The organism is Enterobacter chuandaensis, assembly GCF_039718975.1.
Classification (GTDB): domain Bacteria; phylum Pseudomonadota; class Gammaproteobacteria; order Enterobacterales; family Enterobacteriaceae; genus Enterobacter; species Enterobacter chuandaensis.
This window is the reverse complement of sequence record NZ_CP097173.1, coordinates 4,240,227-4,264,228: the sequence shown is the minus strand read 5'-3', so window position 1 is coordinate 4,264,228 and position 24,002 is coordinate 4,240,227. Positions and strand designations below refer to the sequence as shown.

Below are 24,002 nucleotides of genomic sequence, written 5' to 3'. Positions count from 1 at the left end.
AAAGGCAAGCCTGATTCATTGATATAGCCGTCAAGGTGACGGGCGATAAGGAGATCGTGAAGCATGGCTTTAAAAACATGGCAAACGGGCGTTCATATTCAACAGGATAGGGTGCTGATTGTTGCGCTGGTCAAGGCGCGAACCGGCTGGTGCTTACGCCGCTGGTGGGCCATTCCTCTGGCCGAAGGCATCATCCGCGACGGCAAAATAAGTCAGCCAGAACAGTTGGTTGAGGCGTTACGCGAGTGGCGGAAAACGTTGCCGCACTATCACCGGGTGTTTCTCTCCTTTCCGGCTGCACGCACCCTGCAAAAAGCGCTTCCCAGACCAGCCGTTGCCCTGCGCGACAGCGAGCAACTCACGTGGCTGGGGGCGGCGCTCTCGCGCGAACTGGAGATGTCGGCAGAGTCCCTCTGTTTTGATTACACCCAGGATACGTTCAGCAATACGTTTTACGTGACTGCCGCACAAAACAAAGAGGTTGAAACGCTTCTGGCACTGGCGAAAACGCTACGTTTGCGGCTGGCGGCTATCACCCCGGACGCCAGCGCGCTGGCGAACCTGCTGCCAGCGGTGGCGCCGACGCAGTGTGTCGCCTGGCGGGATGCGCATCAATGGCTGTGGGCCATGCGCCATCAGTGGGGGCGTCGTTATACCACTGAAGCTGAAAACGTCGCTGAACTGGCGGCGCTGCTGGCCCTCAACCAGCACGACATTACGCTGTTTGATACCCAACGGAATCCATGGGAAACGCTGCAGCGCTGCCATGCGCCTCTTCCCGAATGCGGGGCTGACTATACCGTCGCGCTGGCGCTGGCCATGAGCGAGGTGCCTGAATGAACGTCACCAACCTCCTGCCCTGGCGTCAGCAGCGACGCACGCGATGCCTGCGTTTCTGGGGAACCGTGTTTTTCGGCGCATCGCTGCTGATGCTCATAGCCGTTTTCACTCTGCGAATGAACCATCTCGTGACGCTGCGCGCGCTGCAAACGCAACTGGTGGGAATGCAGTCCGTGCAGCGGGGGCTTGTCTCTCGTCAGAGACTCACTGCGGAGGCACAGAAACCTGCGCGTATGCTGCAACGACGCGAATGGCAACCGGTACTGGAATCCCTTTCCGGCACCATTCCGACGCAGGTCTGGCTAACAGAGCTGCGTTATCAGCCTCCAGCGCTGATGTTGATCGGGTATGCCGCCACTCTGCCGGCCCTCTCTGCCCTGCGCGATGGGCTGGGACAGCTCGCTGGCTTTACGCCTGGCCCTGAGGGGGAGCTCCGCCAGGATAGCCAGGGGCGCTGGATGTTCACGCTGCACCTGAAAAGTGAGGGATAACGCGTGAACACCTTGTCAGAACGCTGGTGTGCAAGCCGCCCCTGGTGCCGTCTGGCCTGCGGAGGGCTGGGTATTCTTCTTGTGGTGCTGGCAGCGTGGAGCATATTGCTCCGGCCAGTAGAGCGGCAGTGCGCGGAGCGACAGCGACAGCTGATACAGAATGCGCGGACTAACGCGTCGCTCTGGCCTGTAGCCATCCAGGTGCCGTTTCGTCCGGAAACCCAGGCGGCAGTGGAGATGCCGCCCTTTTCACCCCTCGACTTTCAGGGCGAGGGCATGGCATTGGTTCACTGGAAACCATTTCAGAAGGGAGGCGAACTGGCGCTGGACGCGGAGTGGCAGACGATCACGCATGTTTTTTCCCGCCTGGCACAGCGGGATGTGAAGGTCGCTGCGTTCACTGTTTCGCCCCAGGGCGCGGCGTTACGCCTGCTGCTGACGCTGGAGCCAGATAATGCGAAATAGCGCGAAATATGTGCTGGTTTGCTCCGCGCTGTTATTGACCGGCATGCGCGATCCGTTTCGTCCACCGGACGATCCTTGCGCCACCGGTGAGCTGGCGCGATGGCACTACCGTGGAATGGTGGAGAGGCAGCAGGCCATCGCCATTTTGCAGGATGGACAACAGCGCTGGTATCGCCTGAAAGCTCAGGAGCTTTTCCCGGCGGGCTGGCGGATAACGGACATAAATGAAACGGAACTGACCATTGCTGTGGGTGAAACATGTGAACCCGAACAATGGACGTGGCAACGAGAAGGAAAGGATAAAAATGAATCTAAGGATAGTGCTGTTGCTGCTGGCGTTCAGCCACCCGCTGTGGGCCGCCGCGCCAAAGCCGGTCACGCTGGTGGTGGATGACGTTCCTGTGGTCCAGGTGCTGCAGGCGCTGGTTGCACAGGAGAACCGTAATCTGGTGGTATCGCCTGATGTCAGCGGCACGCTTTCGCTCAACCTGACCCGCGTTCCCTGGCGGCAGGCGCTACAGACGGTAGTCACCAGCGCCGGGCTCGTTTTGCGTGAGGAGGGCGGCATTTTTTATGTTAATACCGCGGCATGGCAGCGTGAACAGCGGGAGCGTTCGGAACAGGAGAAGACGCGTCGACAGCTCGATGCGCCGCTAATCTCGCACAGCATCCCTTTTTCTTATGCTGATGCCGGGGAGTTGCAAAAAGCGGCTGAAAAGCTCCTGAGTCCAAAGGGGAGTTTATCTGTCGACAAACGTACTAACCGTCTGCTCATCAGGGATAACAAGGCGGTGCTGGAGACGCTGCAGCAGTGGGCGGCTCAGATGGATATTCCCGTCGAGCAGGTCGAACTGGCGGCGCACATTGTCACCATTAATGAAAAAAGCCTGCGAGAGCTGGGGGTGAAGTGGAATCTTGCCGAAGCCACCGAAGCGGGCAAGGTTGGACAGATTACGACGCTCGGCAGCGATCTTTCTGTGGCCAGTGCTACCACGCGTGTGGGGTTTAACATCGGGCGGATTAACGGCAGGTTGTTGGATCTGGAGCTGTCGGCGCTGGAACAAAAACAGCAGGTCGATATCATCGCCAGCCCGCGCCTGCTGGCCTCGCATATGCAACCGGCCAGCATCAAGCAGGGAAGCGAGATCCCGTATCAGGTTTCAAGCGGTGAAAGCGGGGCGACTTCGGTGGAGTTTAAAGAGGCGGTCCTCGGGATGGAGGTCACCCCCGTGGTCTTGCCCGGTGGACGCGTGCGTCTGAAGCTACACATCAGTGAAAACATGCCGGGGCAGGTTCTGCAGCAGGCCGATGGCGAAACGCTGGCGATCGACAAACAGGAGATTGAAACCCAGGTGGAGGTAAAAAGCGGAGAAACGCTGGCGCTGGGGGGAATTTTTTCACAAAAGAATAAAACCGGTAGTGACAGCGTGCCTGGGCTGGGGAAAATCCCCTGGCTTGGTCAGCTTTTTCGCCACGATGGTAAGGATAACGAACGGCGTGAGTTAGTGGTGTTTATTACGCCACGTCTGGTCGGTATTCACTGACGGGCGACGATCCCCGCAATGATTTTGCATTCAGTTTGTTGCAGATGTTTGACGTGGGGCATGAATTAGCATACAAGGAGTACCGATTTGAGTCGGACTTACGTCTTATTACCTTATGCGCCCGACGCGGTGATTTAATCAGTTGCCAAACAAGCCGGAGTATTGAGATAATTTTTAGTCTGACTCTCGCTCTATTGCATATGAGGTTTCAGTTCATGTCCTGCTACGCTGGGTGTCTGCGAAGCAGGGATTACCATTAACGAATAGTCTTAGTAGTACCGATAAAATGGCAGAGAAACGCAATATCTTTCTGGTTGGGCCTATGGGTGCCGGCAAAAGCACTATTGGGCGTCAGTTAGCTCAACAACTCAATATGGAATTTTACGATTCTGATCAAGAGATTGAGAAACGAACCGGAGCTGATGTGGGCTGGGTTTTCGACGTAGAAGGCGAAGAAGGTTTCCGTGACCGAGAAGAAAAAGTGATCAACGAACTCACGGAAAAACAGGGCATCGTTCTGGCAACAGGCGGTGGCTCTGTGAAATCTCGCGAAACCCGCAACCGTCTCTCCGCCCGTGGCGTAGTGGTCTATCTTGAGACGACCATTGAGAAACAGCTGGCACGCACGCAGCGCGATAAAAAGCGCCCGCTGCTGCAGGTTGAAACGCCACCACGCGAAGTGCTGGAAGCGTTGGCCGATGAACGCAATCCGCTGTATGAAGAGATTGCCGATGTGACCATTCGTACTGACGATCAGAGCGCTAAAGTGGTTGCAAACCAGATTATTCATATGCTGGAAAGCAACTGATTCTGGCTTTATATACACTCGCCTGCGGGTAAAAGCATTAAAGGTGGATGTCGCGTCATGGAGAGGATTACAGTTACTCTCGGGGAACGTAGTTACCCTATCACCATCGCGGCTGGTTTGTTTAACGACCCAGCTTCCTTTTTACCACTTAAAGCGGGTGATCAGGCGATGCTGGTCACCAATGAGACGCTGGCTCCGCTTTATCTCGACCGCGTGCGCCATCTGCTTGAGCAGGCAGGCGTAAAAGTCGACAGTGTGATTCTGCCCGATGGCGAGCAGTATAAAAGCCTGACGGTACTGGATACCGTCTTTACCGCATTGCTGCAAAAACCGCACGGTCGCGATACAACACTGCTTGCCCTGGGCGGCGGTGTTGTGGGCGATCTGACCGGCTTTGCGGCCGCAAGCTACCAACGTGGCGTCCGTTTTATTCAAATTCCAACCACGTTGCTGTCTCAGGTTGACTCCTCTGTCGGTGGCAAAACGGCAGTCAACCATCCGCTCGGCAAAAACATGATTGGCGCGTTCTACCAGCCCGCATCGGTGGTGGTGGATCTCGACTGTCTGAAAACCCTGCCGAAGCGCGAGCTGGCTTCGGGTCTGGCTGAAGTGATCAAATACGGCATTATTCTGGATGGCGAGTTCTTTAACTGGCTTGAAGAGAATATGGATGCGCTGCTGCGTCTGGATGAGGCGAAACTGGCATACTGCATTCGTCGTTGTTGTGAGCTGAAAGCAGAAGTTGTCGCGGCAGACGAGCGTGAAACCGGCTTACGTGCTTTACTGAATCTTGGGCATACGTTTGGCCATGCCATTGAAGCCGAGATGGGTTATGGCAACTGGCTGCACGGTGAAGCCGTCGCGGCTGGCATGGTCATGGCAGCCCGCACCTCTGAACGTCTGGGTCAGTTTAAACCTGAAGAGACGGCACGTATCATCGCGTTGCTGGAACGTGCAGGTTTGCCGGTAACCGGGCCGCAGGAGATGTCGGCGCAAGCGTATTTACCCCACATGATGCGCGATAAAAAAGTATTGGCAGGTGAGATGCGTCTTGTACTCCCGCTTGCAATAGGGAAGAGTGAAGTGCGCGGCGGAGTGTCGCACGATGTCGTTCTTGGCGCTATCGCTGATTGTCAGCAGGCGTAACAACTAGAAAGGTCAGGCCACTGTTACCGGTGGTCGTTTAGCTTCAGGCGAAATGCAAAGACGTAGGCATAAGCCTTTGAGTGGGGTGTTAAATGGATGAATTCAAACCAGAAGACGAGCTGAAACCCGATCCCAGCGATCGTCGTACTGGTCGTTCTCGTCAATCTTCAGAACGTGATAACGAGCCGCAGATCAACTTTGACGATGTTGATCTGGATGCAGACGATCGTCGCCCTTCGCGCAGCCGCAACGCGCGTGATGAGCGAGAAGAAGAGGATTATGAGTCCGAAGAAGATTCAATGGACGAACAGCCTGTAGAGCGTCGCCCGCGTAAACGTAAAAAAGCCGCTGCGCAGAAACCGGCCTCCCGTCAGTACATCATGATGGGCCTTGGCGTTCTGGTGCTTGTGCTGCTGATTATTGGCATTGGCTCCGCGCTGAAAGCACCGTCTACGAACTCAACCGAACAAACCGCCTCCGCAGAGAAGAGCATCAACCTTTCTGGCAATGATGCGACGGATCAGGCGAATGGCACACAGCCTGCGCCGGGCACCACTTCTGCTGAGCAGACTGCGAGCAATACAACGACGCCGCAGGATGTTTCTCTGCCGCCCGTTTCGTCAACGCCTGCGCAGGGCCAGGCACCTGCCACGCCTGAAGGCCAGCAGCGTGTAGAAGTTCAGGGTGACCTGAACAATGCGCTAACGCAGCCGCAAAACCAGCAGCAGGTTGATAACGTCGTGGTGAACTCTACGCTGCCAACTGAACCTGCAACCGTCGCGCCGATTCGCGGTGCTACCGCTCAACCGCAGACTGCAGCAACGGAAACCAAACCTCACCAGACGCAAACTGCGACGCGTCCTGAGCGTAAGCAGGCGGTGATTGAGCCTAAGCGTGAAACTAAACCTCAGGCCGTAGTCAAAGCGCCTGAAGTGAAAGCCGCACCGGCACAGCCGAAACGCACAGAAACGGCTGCGGTAAGCGAGCCGGCTAAAGCGCCAGTCACGCAGACCGCGCCGAAAGCAACCGCGACCACAACGGCACCTGCTGCCACCACTGCGCCTGCCGCAACTGCATCAAGTTCTGCAGCAGGTAAAACAGCGGGCAACGTCGGTTCCCTGAAATCTGCGCCATCCAGCAACTACACGCTGCAGTTGAGCAGTTCGTCTAACTATGACAACCTCAACGGTTGGGCGAAGAAATCGAATCTGAAAAACTACGTGGTTTATCAGACGACCCGTAACGGTCAGCCGTGGTACGTGCTGGTGAGCGGTGTGTATGCTTCCAAAGATGAAGCGAAACGCGCCGTGGCGACACTGCCAGCAGACGTTCAGGCGAAAAACCCGTGGGCGAAGCCGATTCATCAGGTGCAGGCCGATCTGAAGTAATGTTTAAAGCGCAGGATGCTGTCGGAGCTTTCTCCACAGCCGGAGAAGGTGTAATCAGTTAGTCAGCATGAAAAAAAATCGCGCTTTTCTGAAATGGGCAGGGGGGAAATACCCCCTGCTCGATGATATTAAAAAGCACCTGCCGAAAGGCGAGTGTCTTATCGAGCCCTTCGTGGGCGCTGGATCGGTATTCCTGAATACCGATTTTTCTCGTTATATCCTGGCGGATATCAACAGCGACCTTATCAGCCTCTATAACATCGTCAAGCTGCGTACCGACGAGTATGTGGAAGAGGCGCGGAAGCTGTTTACGCCAGAGAACAACCAGCCTGACGTCTACTACCAGTTCCGCACTGAGTTTAATCAGAGCCAGGATCCGTTCCGCCGCGCGCTGTTGTTCCTCTATCTTAACCGTCATGGCTATAACGGCCTGTGCCGGTATAACCTGCGCGGGGAATTTAACGTGCCGTTTGGTCGTTATAAGCGCCCGTATTTCCCGCAGGACGAGCTGTATCACTTTGCTGAAAAAGCGCAGAATGCAGAATTCCATTGTCTCTCCTACGAGGAGTGCATGGAGCTGGCAGGCGTAAACTCGGTGGTTTACTGTGACCCCCCTTACGCGCCGCTCTCTGCAACGGCGAATTTTACCGCCTACCACACCAACAGCTTTAGCCCGGCCGAACAGGCGCGTCTGGCGGAGATGGCGGAAAAGCTGGTCAGCAAAAGAATTCCGGTGTTAATTTCAAATCACGATACCCCTGATACGCGCGAATGGTACAAAGCCGCGAAGCATTTTCAGGTTAAGGTACGGCGTAGCATTAGCAGCAACGGCGGCACACGTAAAAAGGTGGACGAACTTCTGGCTCTTTATCGCCCCTGAGCCGTTTTGCCCGCCGGTAAACACATTTCAAGGAGATGCGGATGAAACAGTTTTTGATTGCCCCCTCAATTCTGTCGGCCGATTTTGCCCGCCTGGGTGAAGACACCGCTAACGCACTGGCGGCGGGCGCGGATGTCGTCCATTTCGACGTTATGGACAACCACTACGTTCCCAACCTGACGATTGGCCCAATGGTGCTCAAGGCGCTGCGTAACTACGGCATTACCGCACCGATCGACGTTCACCTGATGGTGAAGCCCGTCGACCGCATAGTGCCTGACTTCGCCGCAGCGGGCGCCAGCATCATCACTTTCCATCCTGAAGCCTCCGAACACGTTGACCGTACGCTCCAGCTGATCAAAGAGAACGGCTGTAAAGCGGGTCTGGTGTTTAACCCGGCCACGCCGCTGAGCTATCTCGACTACGTAATGGATAAGCTGGACGTGATCCTGCTGATGTCCGTTAACCCGGGCTTTGGTGGCCAGTCATTTATCCCTCAAACGCTTGATAAACTGCGTGAAGTGCGCCGTCGTATTGATGAGTCGGGTTATGACATTCGTCTGGAAGTGGACGGCGGTGTGAAAGTGAATAACATTGGTGAAATTGCGGCAGCGGGCGCGGATATGTTCGTTGCAGGTTCGGCGATTTTCGACCAACCGGATTACAAAAAAGTCATTGATGAAATGCGCCGAGAGCTGGCGAAGGTAAGTCATGGATAAATTGCAGGCAATTCGGGGTGTGGCGTTCGACCTCGACGGTACGCTGGTCGACAGCGCGCCGGGCTTAACGAGCGCCGTTGACCAGGCGCTGTATGCCCTTGAGCTGCCCGTTGCGGGTGAAGAGCGCGTGGTGACGTGGATTGGTAACGGTGCCGACGTGCTGATGGAGCGCGCGCTGACCTGGGCTCGCCAGGAGCGCGCATCGCAGCGTTCCGCGCAGGGAAAACCGAGCGTCGATCACGCCGATATCCCTAAGGACGAGCAGCTGCGCATTCTGCGTAAACTGTTCGATCGTTTTTATGAAGAGACGGTCGAGGAGGGAAGCTTCCTGTTCCCGGACGTTCTGGAGACGCTGAGCGCGCTGCACGCGAACGGCATCCCGCTGGGACTGGTGACCAACAAGCCGACGCCGTTCGTGGCGCCACTGCTGGAAGCGCTGGATATCGCGAAGTATTTCTCCGTGGTTGTGGGCGGGGATGACGTGCAGAACAAAAAGCCGCATCCGGAACCGCTGTTGCTGGTGGCAGGAAAATTATCCTTAACACCTGCGGAGCTGCTCTTTGTTGGGGATTCACGCAATGATATTCTGGCTGCCCGAGCGGCTGGGTGTCCTTCCGTCGGATTAACCTATGGCTACAACTACGGTGAAGCCATTACGCTGAGTGAGCCGGATGTTGTGTTCGACCACTTCAAAGATTTGTTGCCCGCACTCGGGCTTTCGCACAGTGAACATCAGGAATTGAATAATGACTAAGCCCATCGTTTTTAGTGGCGCACAGCCTTCAGGTGAATTGACCATTGGTAACTACATGGGTGCGTTACGTCAGTGGGTCAGCATGCAGGATGACTACCATTGCATTTACTGCATCGTGGATTTGCATGCTATCACCGCGCGTCAGGATCCTGAGAAGCTGCGCAAAGCCACGCTGGATACGCTGGCGCTGTACCTGGCCTGCGGCATCGATCCTGAGAAGAGCACCATTTTCGTTCAGTCCCATGTGCCAGAGCACGCGCAGCTGGGCTGGGCGCTGAACTGCTATACCTATTTCGGTGAGCTGAGCCGCATGACCCAGTTCAAAGACAAGTCTGCGCGCTACTCCGAAAACATTAACGCCGGTCTGTTCGACTATCCGGTGCTGATGGCGGCGGACATCCTGCTGTACCAGACTAACCAGGTGCCGGTGGGTGAAGACCAGAAGCAGCACCTGGAGCTGAGCCGCGATATCGCCCAGCGCTTTAACGCGATCTACGGCGACGTCTTCAAAGTGCCAGAGCCGTTTATTCCGAAATCCGGCGCGCGCGTGATGTCGCTGCTGGAGCCGACCAAGAAGATGTCCAAGTCTGACGATAACCGCAACAACGTTATCGGCCTGCTGGAAGATCCGAAATCGGTAGTGAAAAAACTCAAGCGCGCGGTCACCGACTCCGACGAGCCGCCTGTGGTGCGCTACGACGTTCAGAACAAAGCGGGCGTCTCCAACCTGCTGGATATCCTCTCCGGCGTGACCGGGCAGAGCATTCCTGAGCTGGAGCAGCACTTCGAAGGTAAGATGTACGGCCACCTGAAAGGTGAAGTCGCGGATGCCGTTTCCGGCATGCTGACTGAGCTGCAGGAGCGCTATCATCGCTACCGTAACGATGAAGCCTTCCTGCAGAAGGTGATGAAAGAGGGCGCGGAAAAAGCCAGCGCGCGCGCGTCCGAGACCCTGAAAGCGGTGTACGAAGCGATTGGGTTTGTTGCGAAGCCGTGAGCCTGTTTGCCGGGTGGCGGCTTCGCCTTACCCGGCCTACGGAACGGTGTAGGTCGGGTAAGCGTTAGCGCCACCCGACGAAAAAACCGCACTGTGCAAACAAAAAAACCGGGGACTCCCCGGTTTTTTTGTGCCTGAAAATGTTTACTGCTGTGCCGCCGGGCCGCAACCACCGATAACCTTCGAAATAGAGATCGCCGGGTGTAGCAGATAATCGTAGCTGCAGTTATTTTTGGTGTTTTGAACGTGACCGGTACAGGCCGTCAGGGTCGATAACAGGCCAACCAGAACGGCGGCTTTTGCCAGTTTGAACATACGCATTCCTTGTCTAAAAAATTGGATGTAATACGAGGGAATAAATGGAAAAGTTCCACTATGCGGGCGGTATGTTATCGGCAGCAGGTAGAGGGGAGTAGTCCGCATAAGGACTACTCGAAAAGGGAAGAATATGCGTTAGTGATTCGAGAACCAGTTCAGCTTATCGCGCAGTTCAACCACGCGACCCACCACAATCAGCGCCGGGCTTTCAACCTGCTGCGCCAGCTCACCGAGCTGCGTCAGTAAGCCATTCACCACGCGCTGCTTGATTGACGTACCGTTTTCCACCAGCGCAACGGGCATATCCGCCTCCATGCCGTGCTCCAGCAGTTTCGCCTGGATGGTGGCGGCCTGATTCAGCCCCATGTAGAACACCAGCGTCTGCTTTTCAGCGGCGAGGTTATGCCAGTCAAGCTCGCTACCGGTTTTCAGGTGGCCCGTAACCAGACGCACGCTCTGGGCGTAGTCGCGATGGGTCAACGGAATGCCAGAGTAGGCTGAACAGCCGGACGCCGCCGTTATGCCGGGCACCACTGAGAACGGAATGCCTGCATTGCACAGGGTTTCCAGCTCCTCGCCGCCGCGACCAAAGATAAACGGATCGCCGCCCTTAAGGCGTACCACGCGCTTACCCTTTTGCGCTTCGCGCAGCAGGATCTGGTTAATCTCCTCCTGCGGCACGCAGTGGTAGCCCGCGCGCTTGCCGACGAAAACGCGGTCGGCGTCGCGGCGTACCAGGTTCATGATGTCATCGGAAACCAGGCGGTCATAAACCACGATATCGGCCTGCTGGATCTGCTGCAGCCCTTTTAGCGTCAGTAACCCTGCATCACCCGGGCCTGCACCTACCAGCACGACTTCACCACGGTGATCCAGCGGCTCGCTCAGCAGCTGCTCGGTCGTCTCTTCAACGGCTTTGGTGTCCTGATTCGCCAGCGACTGCGCCAGCCTGTCGTTAACGAAGAATTTCTCCCAGAAGCGGCGACGTTCGCCCACGGTTGAGAAGGTTTGCTTCACGCGGGAGCGGAGCTGTCCGGCGTAATGCGCAATCTGACCAAGGTGCTGGGGCAGCACGGCCTCCAGTTTTTCCCGCAGCAGACGGGCGAGAACGGGCGAACGACCGCCGGACGACACTGCAATCATCAGCGGTGAACGGTCGATGATCGACGGCATGATGAAGCTGGCCTCTTTCGGCGCATCCACCACGTTGCAGAAAATGCGGCGCGCTTCACAGGCGTCGCTGACGCGCTGGTTCACGTCATCGTCGTCCGTCGCGGCAATCGTCAGCCAGCAGGTATCGAGCAGGGACTCATCAAACGCCCCCTGCACCAGCGTGAGCATCCCTTCCTGAGCCCAGACGTCAAACTGCGGGGCGAAGGTGAGGGCGTTGACGGTCAGCCGGGCGCCAGCCTCCAGCAGCAGGCGAGCTTTGCGTTCAGCCACATCGCCGCCGCCCACAAGCAGGCAGTCGCGATGGCGTAATTGACAGAAAATCGGCAGGTGGTCCACGACGTTACCTCACAGCATTCAAGGAGGGGGTAAGAATTGACGTCAGGATAACAGCAGGAATCGTACAGAACATACGGTTTTTCCTGCCGTTACCCATAAGGGGTCATAAGCCTTTCCTATTGAAAAGGCGGGGGGTTAGGCTTTGAGCTGCACCTTGCCGTCCTTCACGCGGACGTCGTAGTGCTTCACAGAAAAGCTTTCATCTTCCATGCAGTGCCCGTCGGTTAAGCGGAAACGCTGCTTTTTCAGCGGGCTGGCAACCCACAGCTCGCCCTGGTGCTCCGCAATCAGTCCGCGGGAGAGCACGCTGGCCTCGAAGAACGGGTCGATATTACTGATGGCAAAAACCTGTTCATCGTGGCGAGGGCGGAAAATGGCGACCTGCTCGTTGCCCAACAGCGCACACACGCCGGTGGCGGGCAGAATGTCGTTAATCTCGCAGATGTTTACCCACTGGCTCATGCGTTTTCCTCCACCAGCGTCACTGGGATGCGTTCATACGGTGTTGCCGGGCGATGCTGTTCGCGCTCTGGCACAACCTGCACGTTCGGATCGCGCTGGGTGCTGTTGATAAAGTGTTTGAAGCGCGTCTGCGCCGCCGGGGTGTTGACGGTTTCAGTCCACTCGCAGATCACCGCCTCGCGCAGGCGAGCCATCTCGGCTTCCAGATGCTCGTTCAGGCCCAGCTTGTCGTCGATGATCACCGCTTTCAGGTAATCGATGCCGCCTTCCAGGTTATCGAGCCAGGAGGCGGTACGGGTCAGCTTATCGGCGGTACGGATGTAGAACATCATGAAGCGGTCGAGATACTGAATCAGCGTATCGCGATCGAGATCCGCTGCCAGCAGGTCCGCATGGCGTGGCTTCATCCCGCCGTTGCCGCAGACGTACAGGTTCCAGCCTTTTTCGGTGGCGATAATACCCACGTCTTTACCCTGCGCTTCCGCACATTCGCGGGTACAGCCGGAGACGCCAAACTTCATTTTGTGCGGGGTGCGGATGCCTTTGTAGCGGTTTTCCAGCTCCACGCCGAAGCCGACGCTGTCGCCCACGCCGTAGCGGCACCAGGTACTGCCCACGCAGGTTTTCGCCATGCGCAGCGCTTTGGCGTACGCGTGGCCGGTTTCAAAGCCCGCTTCAATCAGCTGACGCCAGATTTCCGGCAGGTCATCCTTCTGTGCGCCAAACAGGCCGATACGCTGGGAGCCGGTGATTTTGGTGTACAGGTTAAATTCACGGGCGATACGGCCCACGGCCACCAGCCCTTCCGGGGTGATTTCGCCCCCGGCGGAACGCGGAATAACGGAGTAGGTACCGTCTTTCTGGATGTTCGCCAGGAAGTTGTCGTTGGTGTCCTGCAGCGGCGTGTGTTCCGGCTTGAGCACGTACTCGTTCCAGCATGAGGCCAGCAGGGAGCCGACGGTCGGTTTACACACTTCGCAGCCGTAGCCCTGGCCGTGCTTCGCCAGCAGTTCGTCAAAGGACTTAATACCTTCCACGCGGATCAGGTGATACAGCTCCTGGCGAGAGTAGGCAAAGTGCTCGCACAGGTTGTTGTTCACTTCGATGCCCTGTTTCGCCAGTTCAGCGTTCAGCACCTGAGTGACCAGAGGAATACAGCCGCCGCAGCCGGTACCGGCTTTGGTTTCCGCTTTCAGTGCCGCCACGGTGTGGCAGCCTTTATTGATGGCGGAGATCAGCATGCCTTTGGTGACGTCGAAGCAGGAGCAAATCTGCGCGCTGTCCGGCAGTTTATCCACGCCGATAGACGGCTTGCCGCTGGAGGCATGAGCCGGGAGGATCAGCGCGTCCGGGTTTTCCGGCAGTTCGATGGCGTTCAGCACCAGCTGGAGCAGGTTGCCGAAGTCGCTGGTGTCGCCCACCAGCACCGCACCGAGCAGGGTTTTGTTGTCCTGGCTGACGATGAGGCGTTTGTAGACTTCTTTGCTTTCGTCGAGATAGACATAGCTGCGGGAGTTCGGGGTGCGGCCATGCGCATCGCCAATACCGCCCACGTCCACGCCCAGCAGCTTCAGCTTGGCGCTCATGTCTGCGCCAGTAAATGCGTTTTCGCTACCGAGGATATGGTCCACGGCGACCTGCGCCATTTTGTAACCCGGCGCGACCAGACCGTATACGCGGTTATTCCAGCTGGCGCATTCGCCGATGGCGTAGATATCCGGATCGGAAGTCTGGCAGGCATCGTTAATCATGATCCCGCCGCGCTGCGCTACCGCCAGGCCGCACTGGGTTGCCAGTTTGTCGCGCGGGCGAATACCGGTGGAGAAGACGATGAAGTCCACTTCCAGCTCGCTGCCGTCGGCAAAGCGCATGGTTTTACGCGCTTCGGTACCTTCCTGCACGATCTCTTTGGTGTTCTTGCTGGTGTGAACCTTCACGCCCATGCTTTCGATTTTACGACGCAGCTGGTCGCCACCCATGTGGTCCAGCTGTTCGGCCATTAGCATTGGCGCAAATTCGATGACGTGGGTTTCAACCCCGAGGTTTTTGAGCGCGCCAGCCGCTTCCAGACCCAGCAGGCCGCCGCCGACCACCGCGCCGCGTTTGCTTCGGCGCGCGCAGGATTCGATGGCGTTGAGGTCTTCAATCGTGCGATAAACGAAGCAATCCTGCGTCTCCGAGCCTTTAATGGGCGGGATCCACGGATACGAGCCCGTCGCCATGATCAGCTTGTCGTAAAAAACCGTACGCCCAGCGCTGGAGTGGATCACTTTTTCCTGACGGTTAATGGTGATGGCGCGTTCGCCCACCAGCACTTTTACGCCATGCTTCTCGTAGAAACCTTCACGCACCAGAGAGAGCTCTTCGGCGGTATGATGGGAGAAGTAGGAAGACAAGTGCACACGGTCGTACGCCTTGCGGGGTTCTTCACAGAACACGGTAATATCGAACTGCTCAGCATCGGCTTTATCGAGAAGATCCTCAATAAAGCGGTGGCCGACCATGCCGTTACCGATGATAGCGAGTCTGACTTTGCTCATTTTTGCCTCGATTTCTTATCTATTACTGCCTACCTTAACGATTCAGCAGTAGCGCTTATTGATGTAAATCAAATACGTCTTCGCCTACCCCTTAGGGGGTATGAGCCTGATTTGTCAGGATTTTTATAAGTTGTGGAAATCGCAGGCTTTTCGATGTCGTCGATTTTGTGTACAAAACAAAGGCGGATTTTCAAACAAAAGTACGCTTTAACAACCGTTGCGTTTATCAGTGGAAATGAAATGTCTACAACACCGCTTTGGCTTGTACAGAATGTTCGCTTACCGGGCCGGGAAGGACTGTGGCAACTCGCCATTGAAAACGGCCGATTTGGTGACATCACCCCAATGGACGATACCCACGCTGAGAGTTATGAAGTGTTAAATGCGCACGGTGGGCTCGCCATCCCGCCGTTTATTGAGCCGCATATCCATCTTGATACCACCCAGACGGCGGGTGAGCCGAAGTGGAACCAGTCCGGCACGCTGTTTGAGGGCATTGAGCGCTGGGCCGAGCGCAAGGCGTTGCTCAGTCATGAGGATGTGAAAGCGCGCGCGTGGAAGACGCTGAAGTGGCAAATCGCCAACGGTATCCAGTTTGTGCGTACCCACGTTGATGTCTCCGATCCGACGCTCACCGCCCTGAAGGCCATGCTGGAGGTGAAGCAGGAGGTTGCCCCGTGGGTGACGCTGCAAATTGTCGCGTTTCCGCAGGAGGGCATTCTCTCTTACCCGAACGGTGCGGCGCTGCTGGAAGAGGCGTTAAAACTGGGAGCCGACGTGGTGGGGGCGATCCCGCATTTCGAATTCACCCGTGAGTATGGCGTGCAGTCGCTGCACATCGCTTTCGATCTGGCGAAGAAGTATGACCGCCCGCTGGATATCCACTGCGATGAAATTGACGACGAACAGTCGCGGTTTGTCGAGACGGTGGCAGCGCTGGCCTGTGAGGCCGGCATCGGCCCGCGCGTGACGGCCAGCCACACTACCGCCATGCACTCCTACAACGGCGCTTACACCTCTCGGCTGTTCCGGCTGCTGAAGATGTCGGGGATTAACTTCGTGGCTAACCCGCTGGTGAATATCCACCTGCAGGGGCGCTTTGACGACTACCCGAAGCGCCGCGGCATCACGCGCGTGAAAGAGTTGCAGGAGGCAGGCATTAACGTCTGCTTCGGTCATGACGACGTTTTTGACCCGTGGTACCCGCTCGGCACCGGCAATATGCTGCAGGTGCTGCATATGGGGCTGCATGTCTGTCAGATGATGGGCTATCCGCAAATCGACAGCGGTCTGGATCTCATCACCCATAACAGCGCCCGAACCTTTGGCCTGCGCGATTACGGCATTGCGACGGGAAACCCAGCGAACCTGATTATTCTTCCTGCGGAGAGTGGCTTTGAAGCGGTGCGCCGTCAGGTGCCGGTGCGCTGGTCGATTCGTCAGGGGCGGGTGATTGCGACCACGCAGCTGGCGCAGACGTGGATCCAGACGGACGTTGGGGGAGAAGAGGTGAGTTTTGCCAGAAACAGCCCCTCTGCCGATCGCAAAGGGGCGTAGGGATTAGTGAGACGCTGCTGCCGCGTTGTGCTGGCGGTGGCGGGTCACAAAGCCCAGGATGAAGCACATGATGAACACCACGGCGTACAGACCGTTCGCGGTGTGTAGCGCCGCCAGCGGGCCGCTGTGGGCAACGATCGGGCCCGTCACCACGAAGGTCAGCATGGTGCCGATGGTGCCGCAGGTCAGCACGAAGTTAACCAGCTTCGGCGAGGCCACTTTGGTCTGGAGGGAGCCCAGGGTGATGATTGAGGTGTAAATCGCGCTGGAGAAGAAGCCCAGGGTCAGAATGAACCACGGCATATTCTCCGGTGAACCGTTGATGAACAGGTACATCAGCACGGCCGCCAGGCCCGCCAGAACGGTCAGGATGCGCTGCAGGTCGAAGAAACGCAGGATGAAACTAAACGCCCACATGCCGAACATGTAAGACATCCAGAAATCGCTCACCAGTTTACCCGCGTCGTTCAGGCTCATGCCCAGACCTTTGGCGTATTCCGGAACCCAGGAGATAAAGCCCAGCTGGCCCAGGATGTAGCACAGCGCGGCGATGGAGAGGAACAGCACGCCGATGCCCCATTTCTCTTTCGCGACGGGCTCTGCGGTGGTTTGCGCTTTTTTGCCCAGCACCGGGAACTCACAGCCGAAGGTCAGGATAAAGATCGCCACGTAGACCAGGCCGATACAGGCATACACCCAGTACCACTCAATACTGCGCGCCAGCAGAACGGCGGCGACCATCGGGAAAATCATCCCGGCCATGCTGAAGAAGGAGTCGGTAAACAGCAGACGCGCGCCGCGCTGGCGGCCTTCATACATGTGCGTAATAAGGAACGTACCGATCGACATGGTGATCCCGCTGACCAGACCGAGGACGAACATGGCGGCGGAGAACAGCGCGATGCTGTGGCTCAGCATCAGGCCCGCCACGGCAGCGACCATCAGCACAAAGCCAAAGCGCAGCTGGGTTTTCAGCGGGACGATTTCCATCAGCCAGGCATTCAGGAAGATAGAGATCAGGATCCCCGCGTTGAGGAAGGTGAAGGTGTTACTCATGCTGGAAACGGGCAGCTGGAAGTAGTCTGCGATATTTCCCATCACCATCCCGGTGACGATTACCAACGCGCCGGTCAGGGCGTAGGAGAAGAAGCTGATCCATGTGAGCTTGATGCGATTGCTGTTAGTCATGTCTGGCCTGTTAGAAAAAGAAAAGCGCCGAGGGGGCGCTGAGAGCGGGCAGATTTTAGTCGCTAAAGTGATCTATTCCTATCTTTTAAAGGCAATGAATATTCAATTGCAGATTTTAGTGTGATCTAAATCACACTAATGCGGGCATAACCAATCGTTTGCGCGGTAATAATTGTTTCAATTTCGTAAAATTAGGTAAAAGGCTGGTCTCGGTTCATACTGCTCTTTAGAATCAAGCCATTCGCTTTTTATACTGCGCTTTGTTAAGGAATTCTCATGCTCAAATCAACACTGGCGGCTGTCGCAGCTGTGTTTGCTCTTTCTGCCGTTTCCCCTGCTGCGCTGGCAGCCAAAGGGGACCCTCACGTTCTGCTGACCACCTCCGCCGGGAACATTGAGCTGGAACTGAATAGCCAGAAAGCTCCGGTTTCTGTGAAAAACTTCCTCGACTATGTGAACAGTGGTTTCTATAACAACACCACCTTCCACCGCGTGATCCCGGGCTTCATGATCCAGGGCGGCGGCTTTAACGAGCAGATGCAGCAGAAACAGCCGAACCCGCCAATTAAAAACGAAGCGGACAACGGCCTGCTGAACAAACGCGGCACCATCTCGATGGCGCGTACCGCAGACAAAGATAGCGCCACCAGCCAGTTCTTCCTCAACGTGGCGGATAATGCCTTCCTTGACCACGGCCAGCGCGACTTCGGCTATGCGGTCTTCGGTAAAATCGTGAAAGGGATGGACGTGGCGGACAAGATTTCTCAGGTACCGACTCATGACGTCGGCCCGTACCAGAATGTACCGTCTAAACCTGTCGTGATCCTCTCCGCGAAAGTTCTGCCGTAATCCTCTTTAACACGGGCGATCCTAGCCCGTGTTGCGACCCCTCCCTGCGAAAGCGCGTTTTGCTGCTTATACTTGTGGCAAACGGACTATTCAGGGAGGCGTTAAGTGAAAAAACTCACCGATAAGCAAAAATCCCGTCTCTGGGAGCAGCAGCGTAACGTCAATCTTCAGGCCAGTTGTCTCCTTGAAAAAGGTAATGGTCCCTCAGAACCCCACATCGAGACGCTGGAGCTTGGGCCTTCCGCGCCCGGGCTGCCCCATCTGTGCCTTATTCACCGCCATCTGTATCACAGCGAGATGAAGCGGGCAGGCGAATTCCGTACCGACGATATTTTTAAGGGTGACATTCCCTTCTGTCATTTCGAGTACATCGAGAAGATGGGTAACGAGCTGATGGCGGCGCTGGAGAGCGATAAGTATCTTGTGGGTCTTGAGAAAACGGCGTTTGTTGACAAAGTCAGCCATTACTACTGTGAAATCAACATGCTGCATCCCTTTATACGCGGTAACGGCATTGCGCAACGCGTCTTCTTTGAGCAACTGGCCCTCCACGCGGGTTACGCGCTGGACTGGCGGGATATCGATCCCGGGCAGTGGGTGGCGGCGAACCGAAGCGGGGCCACGGGGGATTTGAGCACACTAAGCGCTATCTTTGCCAAAGTAGTGAGCGTAGCGCGGGAATCTGAGTAGAATAGGGCGGCATTTTTTTCGGGAGCCGCCATGATTCTGCTGATTGATAACTACGATTCCTTCACCTGGAACCTTTACCAGTATTTTTGCGAACTGGGTGCAGAGGTGGTTGTCCGCCGCAACGACGAACTCAGCCTGGCCGATATCGAGACGCTGGCTCCGCAGAAAATCGTCATTTCGCCGGGGCCGTGTACGCCGTCGGAATCGGGCATTTCTCTGGACGTTATTCACCACTATGCCGGCAGGCTGCCGATCCTGGGCGTCTGTCTGGGGCATCAGGCCATTGCCCAGGTATTTGGCGCAACAATTGTCCGTGCCGCAAAAGTGATGCACGGAAAAACCTCGCCAGTCACGCACACCTGCACGGGCGTATTTACGGGGCTGAATAATCCGTTAACCGTGACGCGCTACCATTCCCTGGTGATTGACCCGCCGACGCTGCCCGACTGCTTTGAAGTCACCGCCTGGAGCGATACGCAGGAGATCATGGGCATTCGCCACCGCGAGTGGGATCTCGAAGGCGTGCAATTCCACCCGGAAAGTATCCTCAGCGAGCAGGGGCACGCCCTGCTGGCAAATTTCCTTCATCGCTGAATATCTGTTGCCTTGTTGTGATTTTTTATGCATATTTTGTGATTATATTTTCACAATAACTGTGACGTAAAATGGATGGGCATGACATGGCAACTGAACAACCAGCAATTACCCGCGCAACATTCGATGAAGTGATTCTGCCGATTTATGCACCGGCTGAGTTTATCCCGGTGAAGGGGAAAGGCAGCCGCGTCTGGGATCAGCAGGGCAAGGAGTATGTGGATTTCGCGGGCGGCATTGCGGTTACGGCGCTGGGTCACTGCCATCCTGCGCTGGTGGAGGCACTGAAAACCCAGGGTGAAACCCTGTGGCACACCAGCAACGTGTTCACCAACGAACCGGCGCTGCGTCTGGGTCGTAAGATCATTGATGCCACCTTCGCGGAACGCGTGCTGTTTATGAACTCCGGCACCGAAGCGAACGAAACCGCCTTTAAGCTGGCACGCTACTACGCAACCACGCGCCATAGCCCGTATAAAACCAAAATCATTGCCTTCCATAACGCCTTCCACGGACGCTCCTTCTTTACCGTCTCCGTTGGCGGCCAGCCGAAGTATTCCGACGGCTTCGGCCCGAAACCGGCCGACATCGTCCACGTGCCGTTTAACGATCTGCACGCGGTGAAAGCGGTGATGGACGACCATACCTGCGCGGTAGTGGTGGAGCCAATTCAGGGTGAGGGCGGTGTGACCGCAGCAACCCCGGAATTCCTGAAAGGGCTGCGCGAACTGTGCGACGAGCATCAGGCGCTGCTGGTCTTTGATGAAGTGCAGTGCGGGATGGGGCGTACCGGAGAACTGTTTGCCTATATGCACTACGGCGTGACGCCGGATATTCTGACCAGCGCCAAAGCGCTCGGCGGCGGTTTCCCGGTGAGTGCGGTGCTGACGACGCAGGAGATTGCCTCCGCGTTCCACGTCGGGTCTCACGGCTCCACCTACGGCGGTAACCCGCTGGCGAGCGCCGTGGCAGGTGCCGCGTTCGACATCATCAACACCCCTGAGGTGCTAAACGGCGTCAGCGCAAAGCGTGAGCTGTTTGTGCAGCATCTCCAGCAGATTAACGATAAGTACGACGTCTTCAGCGAGATCCGCGGCATGGGGCTGCTGATTGGCGCGGAGCTGAAGCCGCAGTACAAAGGCCGCGCGCGCGATTTTCTGCACGCAGCCGCCCACGAAGGGGTGATGGTGCTCAATGCCGGGCCGGACGTGATGCGCTTTGCGCCGTCGCTGGTGGTAGAAGACAAAGACATTGAAGACGGGTTAACCCGCTTTGCTGCGGCGGTTGAGAAGATCGTAAAGAGCTAATACTCGGTGCGTTTTAACCGCCGCGTTAACCAAATGCCGTGATGCGGGCGCTGACGCCATGCCACCGACGAAATGGTGTGCATGGTGTTCAGATGTCCCAGAACGCGCTGCAAATGCTGCTCCAGGGTGCTCATCGGCCCGTGGGTCAGCGTCTCCGGTGCTTCCAGAATGTTCGAATCTCCCGACTCACCCGGCGCGTCATACTCCAGACGCTGCTGACACCGCTGCAACGCAATTTCACACGACTGCAAATAGCGCTGCGCCAGATCCGGCGTCAGCATCGTGTGCTCGCGCGCCAGCGTGGTCATGGCGTTAATGTGCTCGACGATAAACTGGCTGTGCGTCACCCACAGCTTCATGTCCGCCAGATAATGCGCGTTAAAGCCCGGCTCCTGCATCGCCTGATTCAGCGAGTTAAACAGGGCGTTATGCGCCTGGTTGACCTTCATACGTTCGTAAGCCAGCGGGGAAGGCTGCGGGTCGTCGCTCAGGATCAGACGAATGGCCTGCTGGTCAGCTTCCAGCGCGTCGTGGGCGTTCTGCCTCAGCAGCCCGCTCTGCCACTGCGGCCACAGCCAGACCATGCCGCCAAAGGCAATCAGGCAGCCAATCAGCGTGTCGATCAGCCGGGCAACGATGAACTGTTCGCCGTTAAGCGTAAGCAGCTGCAGGGTATATACCGCCGTCACCGTAAAGCCCACCATCGCCCAGCCGTAGTTTTTACGGATGATCAGATAGCTCACCAGCGTGATCGCCAGCATGCCCGCCAGGGTATAGCCCTCGGGTACGTGGAAGTGCAGCGTCACGCCCGCAATGATCAGCCCCGCCATCGTGCCGCCTGCCCGGTGCAGAATGCGCACCCGCGTGGCGCCATAGCCGTTCTGGGTAACAAACAGCACGGTCATTAAGATCCAGTACGGTTTCGGCAGGTGCAGGGCCATTCCCATCAGGCTGGCGATGCTGAGCATGATGCTAATCCTTGCGGCGTTGCGCAGGGCGGATGATTTCAGCGACAGGTAGCTTTTGAGGGCGGGCAGCAGCGGCAGACGTTTTTGTTTATCCGCCATCAGGTCGCGGGGATAAAGCGGTCGCTGGGTGCGCAGCACGCGGGCGATGCGGCTGAAGTGCCAGGCGGCGAACTGGCCGACCGGGTTTTCCGGGTGCTGGCGGGCAATTTTCTCCAGCGCGCCGAGTTGTTTGTCCATGGTAAAGCGCGTGGGGTAGCGGTGGTAGAGAATATCATCTGCCAGCACCCGCAGGCGCGCGGAGACGGTCTGCGCGTTCCAGCGGATCACCGCTTCGGCATGGCTGCGCTCAACCAGCTTTTGCACCTCCTGCGGATGATGCAGGCTTACGGAAATATGCTCCTGCAAATCGAGCCCGACCTGGAAGGTGCGCAGCAGCCGTTTGTATTCGTGATTTTTGTTGGCGGCAAGCATGTGCAGCTGCTGATAGCACTGGCTTATCAGGTCTACCACCTTTTGCTGGCGCGCAAGCAGCGGCGGCAGCGATTTTTCCGGGTCAGTGTGCTGGGTAAGCAGGGTATATTTCGCTTCGCAATAATCGGCCAGTTGGCGGTAGAGCAGGCTCAGGGATTCGCGCAGCGGCTGTTCACGCCACAGCCAGAACCAGAACCAGTTAAACAGCCCGTACCACAGCGTGCCGAGGGCGTAGATCAGCAGCGGCTCCCACACGGGCATATTTCCGGCGAGGCTCAGGGTGAAGATGGCCGCAATGAGTGACGCGGGAAGCAGACGGGCGTGCAGCGAGCTGATTTCGGCGGTGACGCCGAGGGTCATGGCCAGCACGGACAGGATCAGCGGCAGCGGAATGTCGCGGGCCAGTAAAAGCTGGACGGCAAGGCTACAGCCAGCAAACAGGCTGCCACCGATAATCAGGCGTTTGAAAAAGCGTTTATGCGGCGTGTCCAGACCGGCAATGTTGCAGCAGGCGGGGACGAGGGAAAACAGCAGACCCTGCTGAAGATGTCCGAGGATCAGGCCCACGGCCACGGGAAGACACAGCACCAGCGTTTGTCGCAGTGCGTAGTTAACTTCCGGGTGATAGATCAGCCTGCGCCACATGGGGAATAGAGACAAAAACGGCGTGACACCTTACGATGACACGCCGTTTGACCGGGATTAACGGGTTCCGTAAACCACGATGGTTTTACCGTGGGCGGAGATCAGGTTTTGATCTTCCAGCATTTTCAGAATACGGCCCACTGTTTCGCGGGAGCAACCGACGATCTGACCAATTTCCTGACGGGTAATTTTAATTTGCATGCCGTCAGGGTGGGTCATCGCGTCTGGCTGTTTCGCCAGGTTCAGAAGGGTCTGCGCGATGCGGCCGGTCACGTCCAGGAAGGCGAGGTTACCCACTTTCTCTGACGTCACCTGCAGACGGCGCGCCATCTGGGAAGAAAGACGCATCAGGATGTCAGGGTTAACCTGAATCAGCTGACGGAATTTCTTGTAGGAAATTTCAGCCACTTCACATGCTGTCTTTGCACGAACCCAGGCGCTACGTTCCTGGCCTTCTTCAAACAGGCCCAGTTCACCGATAAAATCGCCCTGGTTCAGATAAGAAAGGATCATCTCTTTGCCTTCCTCATCTTTGATCAGCACTGCCACCGAGCCTTTGACGATGTAATACAACGTTTCCGCTTTTTCACCCTGGTGAATCAGCGTGCTCTTCGATGGGTACTTATGAATGTGGCAATGAGACAAGAACCATTCGAGAGTCGGGTCTGTTTGCGGTTTGCCAAGCACCATGCGCTGTTATCCTCTGTTATAAGCTGTCACCAGAGTCATCAGATGCATCCGGACTCTGGGGTTGCAATCGAATTCTTACCCATACCCTGGGAAGTCGGCTGTCGTAACGTTTCGCAGCCAGTAAAGTTTGATGTCCTCTGCATACATGTGTAACGTCAATGTATTACTGTAGCATCCTGAGT

24 protein-coding genes are annotated in these 24,002 nt (G+C 56.7%); 17 read left to right on the top strand and 7 right to left on the bottom strand.

What is annotated here, in order from left to right; all coding sequences use genetic code 11:
• Window positions 1-63 precede the first annotated feature (63 nt).
• The 12 genes from MX657_RS20620 (at window position 64) to trpS (ending at window position 10,032) form a co-directional block, all read left to right on the top strand.
• Window positions 64-840, top strand: a complete 777-nt coding sequence (locus tag MX657_RS20620; RefSeq protein ID WP_252003016.1) for a pilus assembly protein PilM — start codon at window positions 64-66, stop codon at window positions 838-840.
• Window positions 837-1,331 (top strand): PilN domain-containing protein, encoded by a 495-nt coding sequence (locus tag MX657_RS20615; RefSeq protein WP_333017508.1) that lies wholly within the window; start codon window positions 837-839, stop codon window positions 1,329-1,331. Before MX657_RS20620 ends, MX657_RS20615 begins: the two co-directional genes overlap by 4 nt.
• Before the next feature lie 3 nt (window positions 1,332-1,334).
• Window positions 1,335-1,796 (top strand): HofO, encoded by a 462-nt coding sequence (locus MX657_RS20610; RefSeq protein ID WP_346806636.1) that lies wholly within the window; start codon window positions 1,335-1,337, stop codon window positions 1,794-1,796.
• On the top strand, window positions 1,786-2,190 hold the full coding sequence (locus tag MX657_RS20605) for a HofP DNA utilization family protein (RefSeq protein ID WP_346806635.1): 405 nt from the start codon (window positions 1,786-1,788) through the stop codon (window positions 2,188-2,190). The genes MX657_RS20610 and MX657_RS20605 overlap by 11 nt, the downstream gene beginning before the upstream one ends.
• Complete coding sequence (gene hofQ, locus MX657_RS20600) at window positions 2,102-3,340, top strand: DNA uptake porin HofQ (protein WP_346806633.1); 1,239 nt, start codon at window positions 2,102-2,104, stop codon at window positions 3,338-3,340. Before MX657_RS20605 ends, hofQ begins: the two co-directional genes overlap by 89 nt.
• A gap of 286 nt (window positions 3,341-3,626) precedes the next feature.
• On the top strand, window positions 3,627-4,148 hold the full coding sequence (gene aroK / locus MX657_RS20595; RefSeq protein WP_003861630.1) for a shikimate kinase AroK: 522 nt from the start codon (window positions 3,627-3,629) through the stop codon (window positions 4,146-4,148).
• A 57-nt stretch (window positions 4,149-4,205) separates the two neighbouring features.
• A complete protein-coding gene (gene aroB / locus MX657_RS20590) occupies window positions 4,206-5,294 on the top strand; it encodes a 3-dehydroquinate synthase (protein ID WP_041911921.1) in 1,089 nt (362 codons plus the stop codon).
• A gap of 92 nt (window positions 5,295-5,386) precedes the next feature.
• A complete protein-coding gene (gene damX, locus MX657_RS20585) occupies window positions 5,387-6,682 on the top strand; it encodes a cell division protein DamX (RefSeq protein ID WP_346806631.1) in 1,296 nt (431 codons plus the stop codon).
• 67 nt (window positions 6,683-6,749) lie between these two features.
• Window positions 6,750-7,562, top strand: coding sequence for an adenine-specific DNA-methyltransferase (dam, locus tag MX657_RS20580; RefSeq protein WP_080329033.1), 813 nt, complete (start codon window positions 6,750-6,752; stop codon window positions 7,560-7,562).
• Window positions 7,563-7,603: 41 nt separating this feature from the next.
• Window positions 7,604-8,281: a ribulose-phosphate 3-epimerase gene (gene rpe, locus MX657_RS20575; RefSeq protein ID WP_080329032.1), complete on the top strand. Its 678-nt coding sequence runs from the start codon at window positions 7,604-7,606 to the stop codon at window positions 8,279-8,281.
• Window positions 8,274-9,035 carry a phosphoglycolate phosphatase gene (gene gph, locus MX657_RS20570; protein WP_080329031.1) on the top strand — a complete coding sequence of 254 codons (762 nt, stop codon included), beginning with the start codon at window positions 8,274-8,276 and terminating at the stop codon, window positions 9,033-9,035. Before rpe ends, gph begins: the two co-directional genes overlap by 8 nt.
• Entirely contained in the window at window positions 9,028-10,032 is a 1,005-nt protein-coding gene (gene trpS, locus MX657_RS20565; protein ID WP_080329030.1) for a tryptophan--tRNA ligase, read from the top strand. Before gph ends, trpS begins: the two co-directional genes overlap by 8 nt.
• 144 nt (window positions 10,033-10,176) lie before the next feature.
• Here trpS and MX657_RS20560 read toward each other — a convergent pair whose 3' ends face one another.
• From MX657_RS20560 to nirB, 4 genes are all read right to left on the bottom strand, one after another.
• On the bottom strand, window positions 10,177-10,347 hold the full coding sequence (locus tag MX657_RS20560; protein ID WP_080329029.1) for a YhfL family protein: 171 nt from the start codon (window positions 10,345-10,347) through the stop codon (window positions 10,177-10,179).
• Window positions 10,348-10,485: 138 nt separating this feature from the next.
• Window positions 10,486-11,859, bottom strand: coding sequence for a siroheme synthase CysG (gene cysG / locus MX657_RS20555; protein ID WP_346806629.1), 1,374 nt, complete (start codon window positions 11,857-11,859; stop codon window positions 10,486-10,488).
• Window positions 11,860-11,994: 135 nt separating this feature from the next.
• Window positions 11,995-12,321, bottom strand: a complete 327-nt coding sequence (nirD, locus tag MX657_RS20550; RefSeq protein WP_080329027.1) for a nitrite reductase small subunit NirD — start codon at window positions 12,319-12,321, stop codon at window positions 11,995-11,997.
• Window positions 12,318-14,861: a nitrite reductase large subunit NirB gene (gene nirB / locus MX657_RS20545; RefSeq protein WP_080329026.1), complete on the bottom strand. Its 2,544-nt coding sequence runs from the start codon at window positions 14,859-14,861 to the stop codon at window positions 12,318-12,320. The genes nirD and nirB overlap by 4 nt, the downstream gene beginning before the upstream one ends.
• A gap of 240 nt (window positions 14,862-15,101) precedes the next feature.
• On the opposite strand from nirB, the gene MX657_RS20540 reads away from it, so the two are divergent.
• Window positions 15,102-16,418: a cytosine deaminase gene (locus tag MX657_RS20540; RefSeq protein WP_346806627.1), complete on the top strand. Its 1,317-nt coding sequence runs from the start codon at window positions 15,102-15,104 to the stop codon at window positions 16,416-16,418.
• A 3-nt stretch (window positions 16,419-16,421) separates the two neighbouring features.
• On the opposite strand, the gene tsgA is transcribed toward MX657_RS20540, so the two are convergent.
• A complete protein-coding gene (gene tsgA / locus MX657_RS20535) occupies window positions 16,422-17,606 on the bottom strand; it encodes an MFS transporter TsgA (RefSeq protein ID WP_346806626.1) in 1,185 nt (394 codons plus the stop codon).
• A gap of 276 nt (window positions 17,607-17,882) precedes the next feature.
• On the opposite strand from tsgA, the gene ppiA reads away from it, so the two are divergent.
• From ppiA to argD, 4 genes are all read left to right on the top strand, one after another.
• Window positions 17,883-18,455 carry a peptidylprolyl isomerase A gene (ppiA, locus tag MX657_RS20530; RefSeq protein WP_014885514.1) on the top strand — a complete coding sequence of 191 codons (573 nt, stop codon included), beginning with the start codon at window positions 17,883-17,885 and terminating at the stop codon, window positions 18,453-18,455.
• A 105-nt stretch (window positions 18,456-18,560) separates the two neighbouring features.
• Entirely contained in the window at window positions 18,561-19,145 is a 585-nt protein-coding gene (locus MX657_RS20525) for a putative adenosine monophosphate-protein transferase Fic (protein WP_346806625.1), read from the top strand.
• A gap of 30 nt (window positions 19,146-19,175) precedes the next feature.
• Window positions 19,176-19,739, top strand: a complete 564-nt coding sequence (gene pabA, locus MX657_RS20520) for an aminodeoxychorismate synthase component 2 (protein WP_346806623.1) — start codon at window positions 19,176-19,178, stop codon at window positions 19,737-19,739.
• A gap of 86 nt (window positions 19,740-19,825) precedes the next feature.
• On the top strand, window positions 19,826-21,046 hold the full coding sequence (gene argD / locus MX657_RS20515) for a bifunctional acetylornithine/succinyldiaminopimelate transaminase (RefSeq protein ID WP_208861688.1): 1,221 nt from the start codon (window positions 19,826-19,828) through the stop codon (window positions 21,044-21,046).
• Here the strand turns inward: argD and MX657_RS20510 are convergent.
• Window positions 21,043-23,130 carry a YccS/YhfK family putative transporter gene (locus tag MX657_RS20510; protein WP_346808582.1) on the bottom strand — a complete coding sequence of 696 codons (2,088 nt, stop codon included), beginning with the start codon at window positions 23,128-23,130 and terminating at the stop codon, window positions 21,043-21,045. The two genes, argD and MX657_RS20510, sit on opposite strands and share 4 nt — an antisense overlap.
• A gap of 57 nt (window positions 23,131-23,187) precedes the next feature.
• Complete coding sequence (gene crp, locus MX657_RS20505) at window positions 23,188-23,820, bottom strand: cAMP-activated global transcriptional regulator CRP (RefSeq protein WP_000242758.1); 633 nt, start codon at window positions 23,818-23,820, stop codon at window positions 23,188-23,190.
• Between the last annotated feature and the right edge of the window lie 182 nt (window positions 23,821-24,002).

Coding starts and splice junctions, on each gene's coding strand:
- MX657_RS20620 (WP_252003016.1), top strand. CDS start 64: ATGGCTTTAAAAACATGGCAAACGGGCGTTCATATTCAACAGGATAGG.
- MX657_RS20615 (WP_333017508.1), top strand. CDS start 837: ATGAACGTCACCAACCTCCTGCCCTGGCGTCAGCAGCGACGCACGCGA.
- MX657_RS20605 (WP_346806635.1), top strand. CDS start 1,786: ATGCGAAATAGCGCGAAATATGTGCTGGTTTGCTCCGCGCTGTTATTG.
- hofQ (WP_346806633.1), top strand. CDS start 2,102: ATGAATCTAAGGATAGTGCTGTTGCTGCTGGCGTTCAGCCACCCGCTG.
- aroK (WP_003861630.1), top strand. CDS start 3,627: ATGGCAGAGAAACGCAATATCTTTCTGGTTGGGCCTATGGGTGCCGGC.
- aroB (WP_041911921.1), top strand. CDS start 4,206: ATGGAGAGGATTACAGTTACTCTCGGGGAACGTAGTTACCCTATCACC.
- damX (WP_346806631.1), top strand. CDS start 5,387: ATGGATGAATTCAAACCAGAAGACGAGCTGAAACCCGATCCCAGCGAT.
- dam (WP_080329033.1), top strand. CDS start 6,750: ATGAAAAAAAATCGCGCTTTTCTGAAATGGGCAGGGGGGAAATACCCC.
- rpe (WP_080329032.1), top strand. CDS start 7,604: ATGAAACAGTTTTTGATTGCCCCCTCAATTCTGTCGGCCGATTTTGCC.
- gph (WP_080329031.1), top strand. CDS start 8,274: ATGGATAAATTGCAGGCAATTCGGGGTGTGGCGTTCGACCTCGACGGT.
- trpS (WP_080329030.1), top strand. CDS start 9,028: ATGACTAAGCCCATCGTTTTTAGTGGCGCACAGCCTTCAGGTGAATTG.
- MX657_RS20560 (WP_080329029.1), bottom strand. CDS start 10,347: ATGTTCAAACTGGCAAAAGCCGCCGTTCTGGTTGGCCTGTTATCGACC.
- nirD (WP_080329027.1), bottom strand. CDS start 12,321: ATGAGCCAGTGGGTAAACATCTGCGAGATTAACGACATTCTGCCCGCC.
- nirB (WP_080329026.1), bottom strand. CDS start 14,861: ATGAGCAAAGTCAGACTCGCTATCATCGGTAACGGCATGGTCGGCCAC.
- MX657_RS20540 (WP_346806627.1), top strand. CDS start 15,102: ATGTCTACAACACCGCTTTGGCTTGTACAGAATGTTCGCTTACCGGGC.
- tsgA (WP_346806626.1), bottom strand. CDS start 17,606: ATGACTAACAGCAATCGCATCAAGCTCACATGGATCAGCTTCTTCTCC.
- ppiA (WP_014885514.1), top strand. CDS start 17,883: ATGCTCAAATCAACACTGGCGGCTGTCGCAGCTGTGTTTGCTCTTTCT.
- pabA (WP_346806623.1), top strand. CDS start 19,176: ATGATTCTGCTGATTGATAACTACGATTCCTTCACCTGGAACCTTTAC.
- argD (WP_208861688.1), top strand. CDS start 19,826: ATGGCAACTGAACAACCAGCAATTACCCGCGCAACATTCGATGAAGTG.
- MX657_RS20510 (WP_346808582.1), bottom strand. CDS start 23,130: ATGTGGCGCAGGCTGATCTATCACCCGGAAGTTAACTACGCACTGCGA.
- crp (WP_000242758.1), bottom strand. CDS start 23,820: ATGGTGCTTGGCAAACCGCAAACAGACCCGACTCTCGAATGGTTCTTG.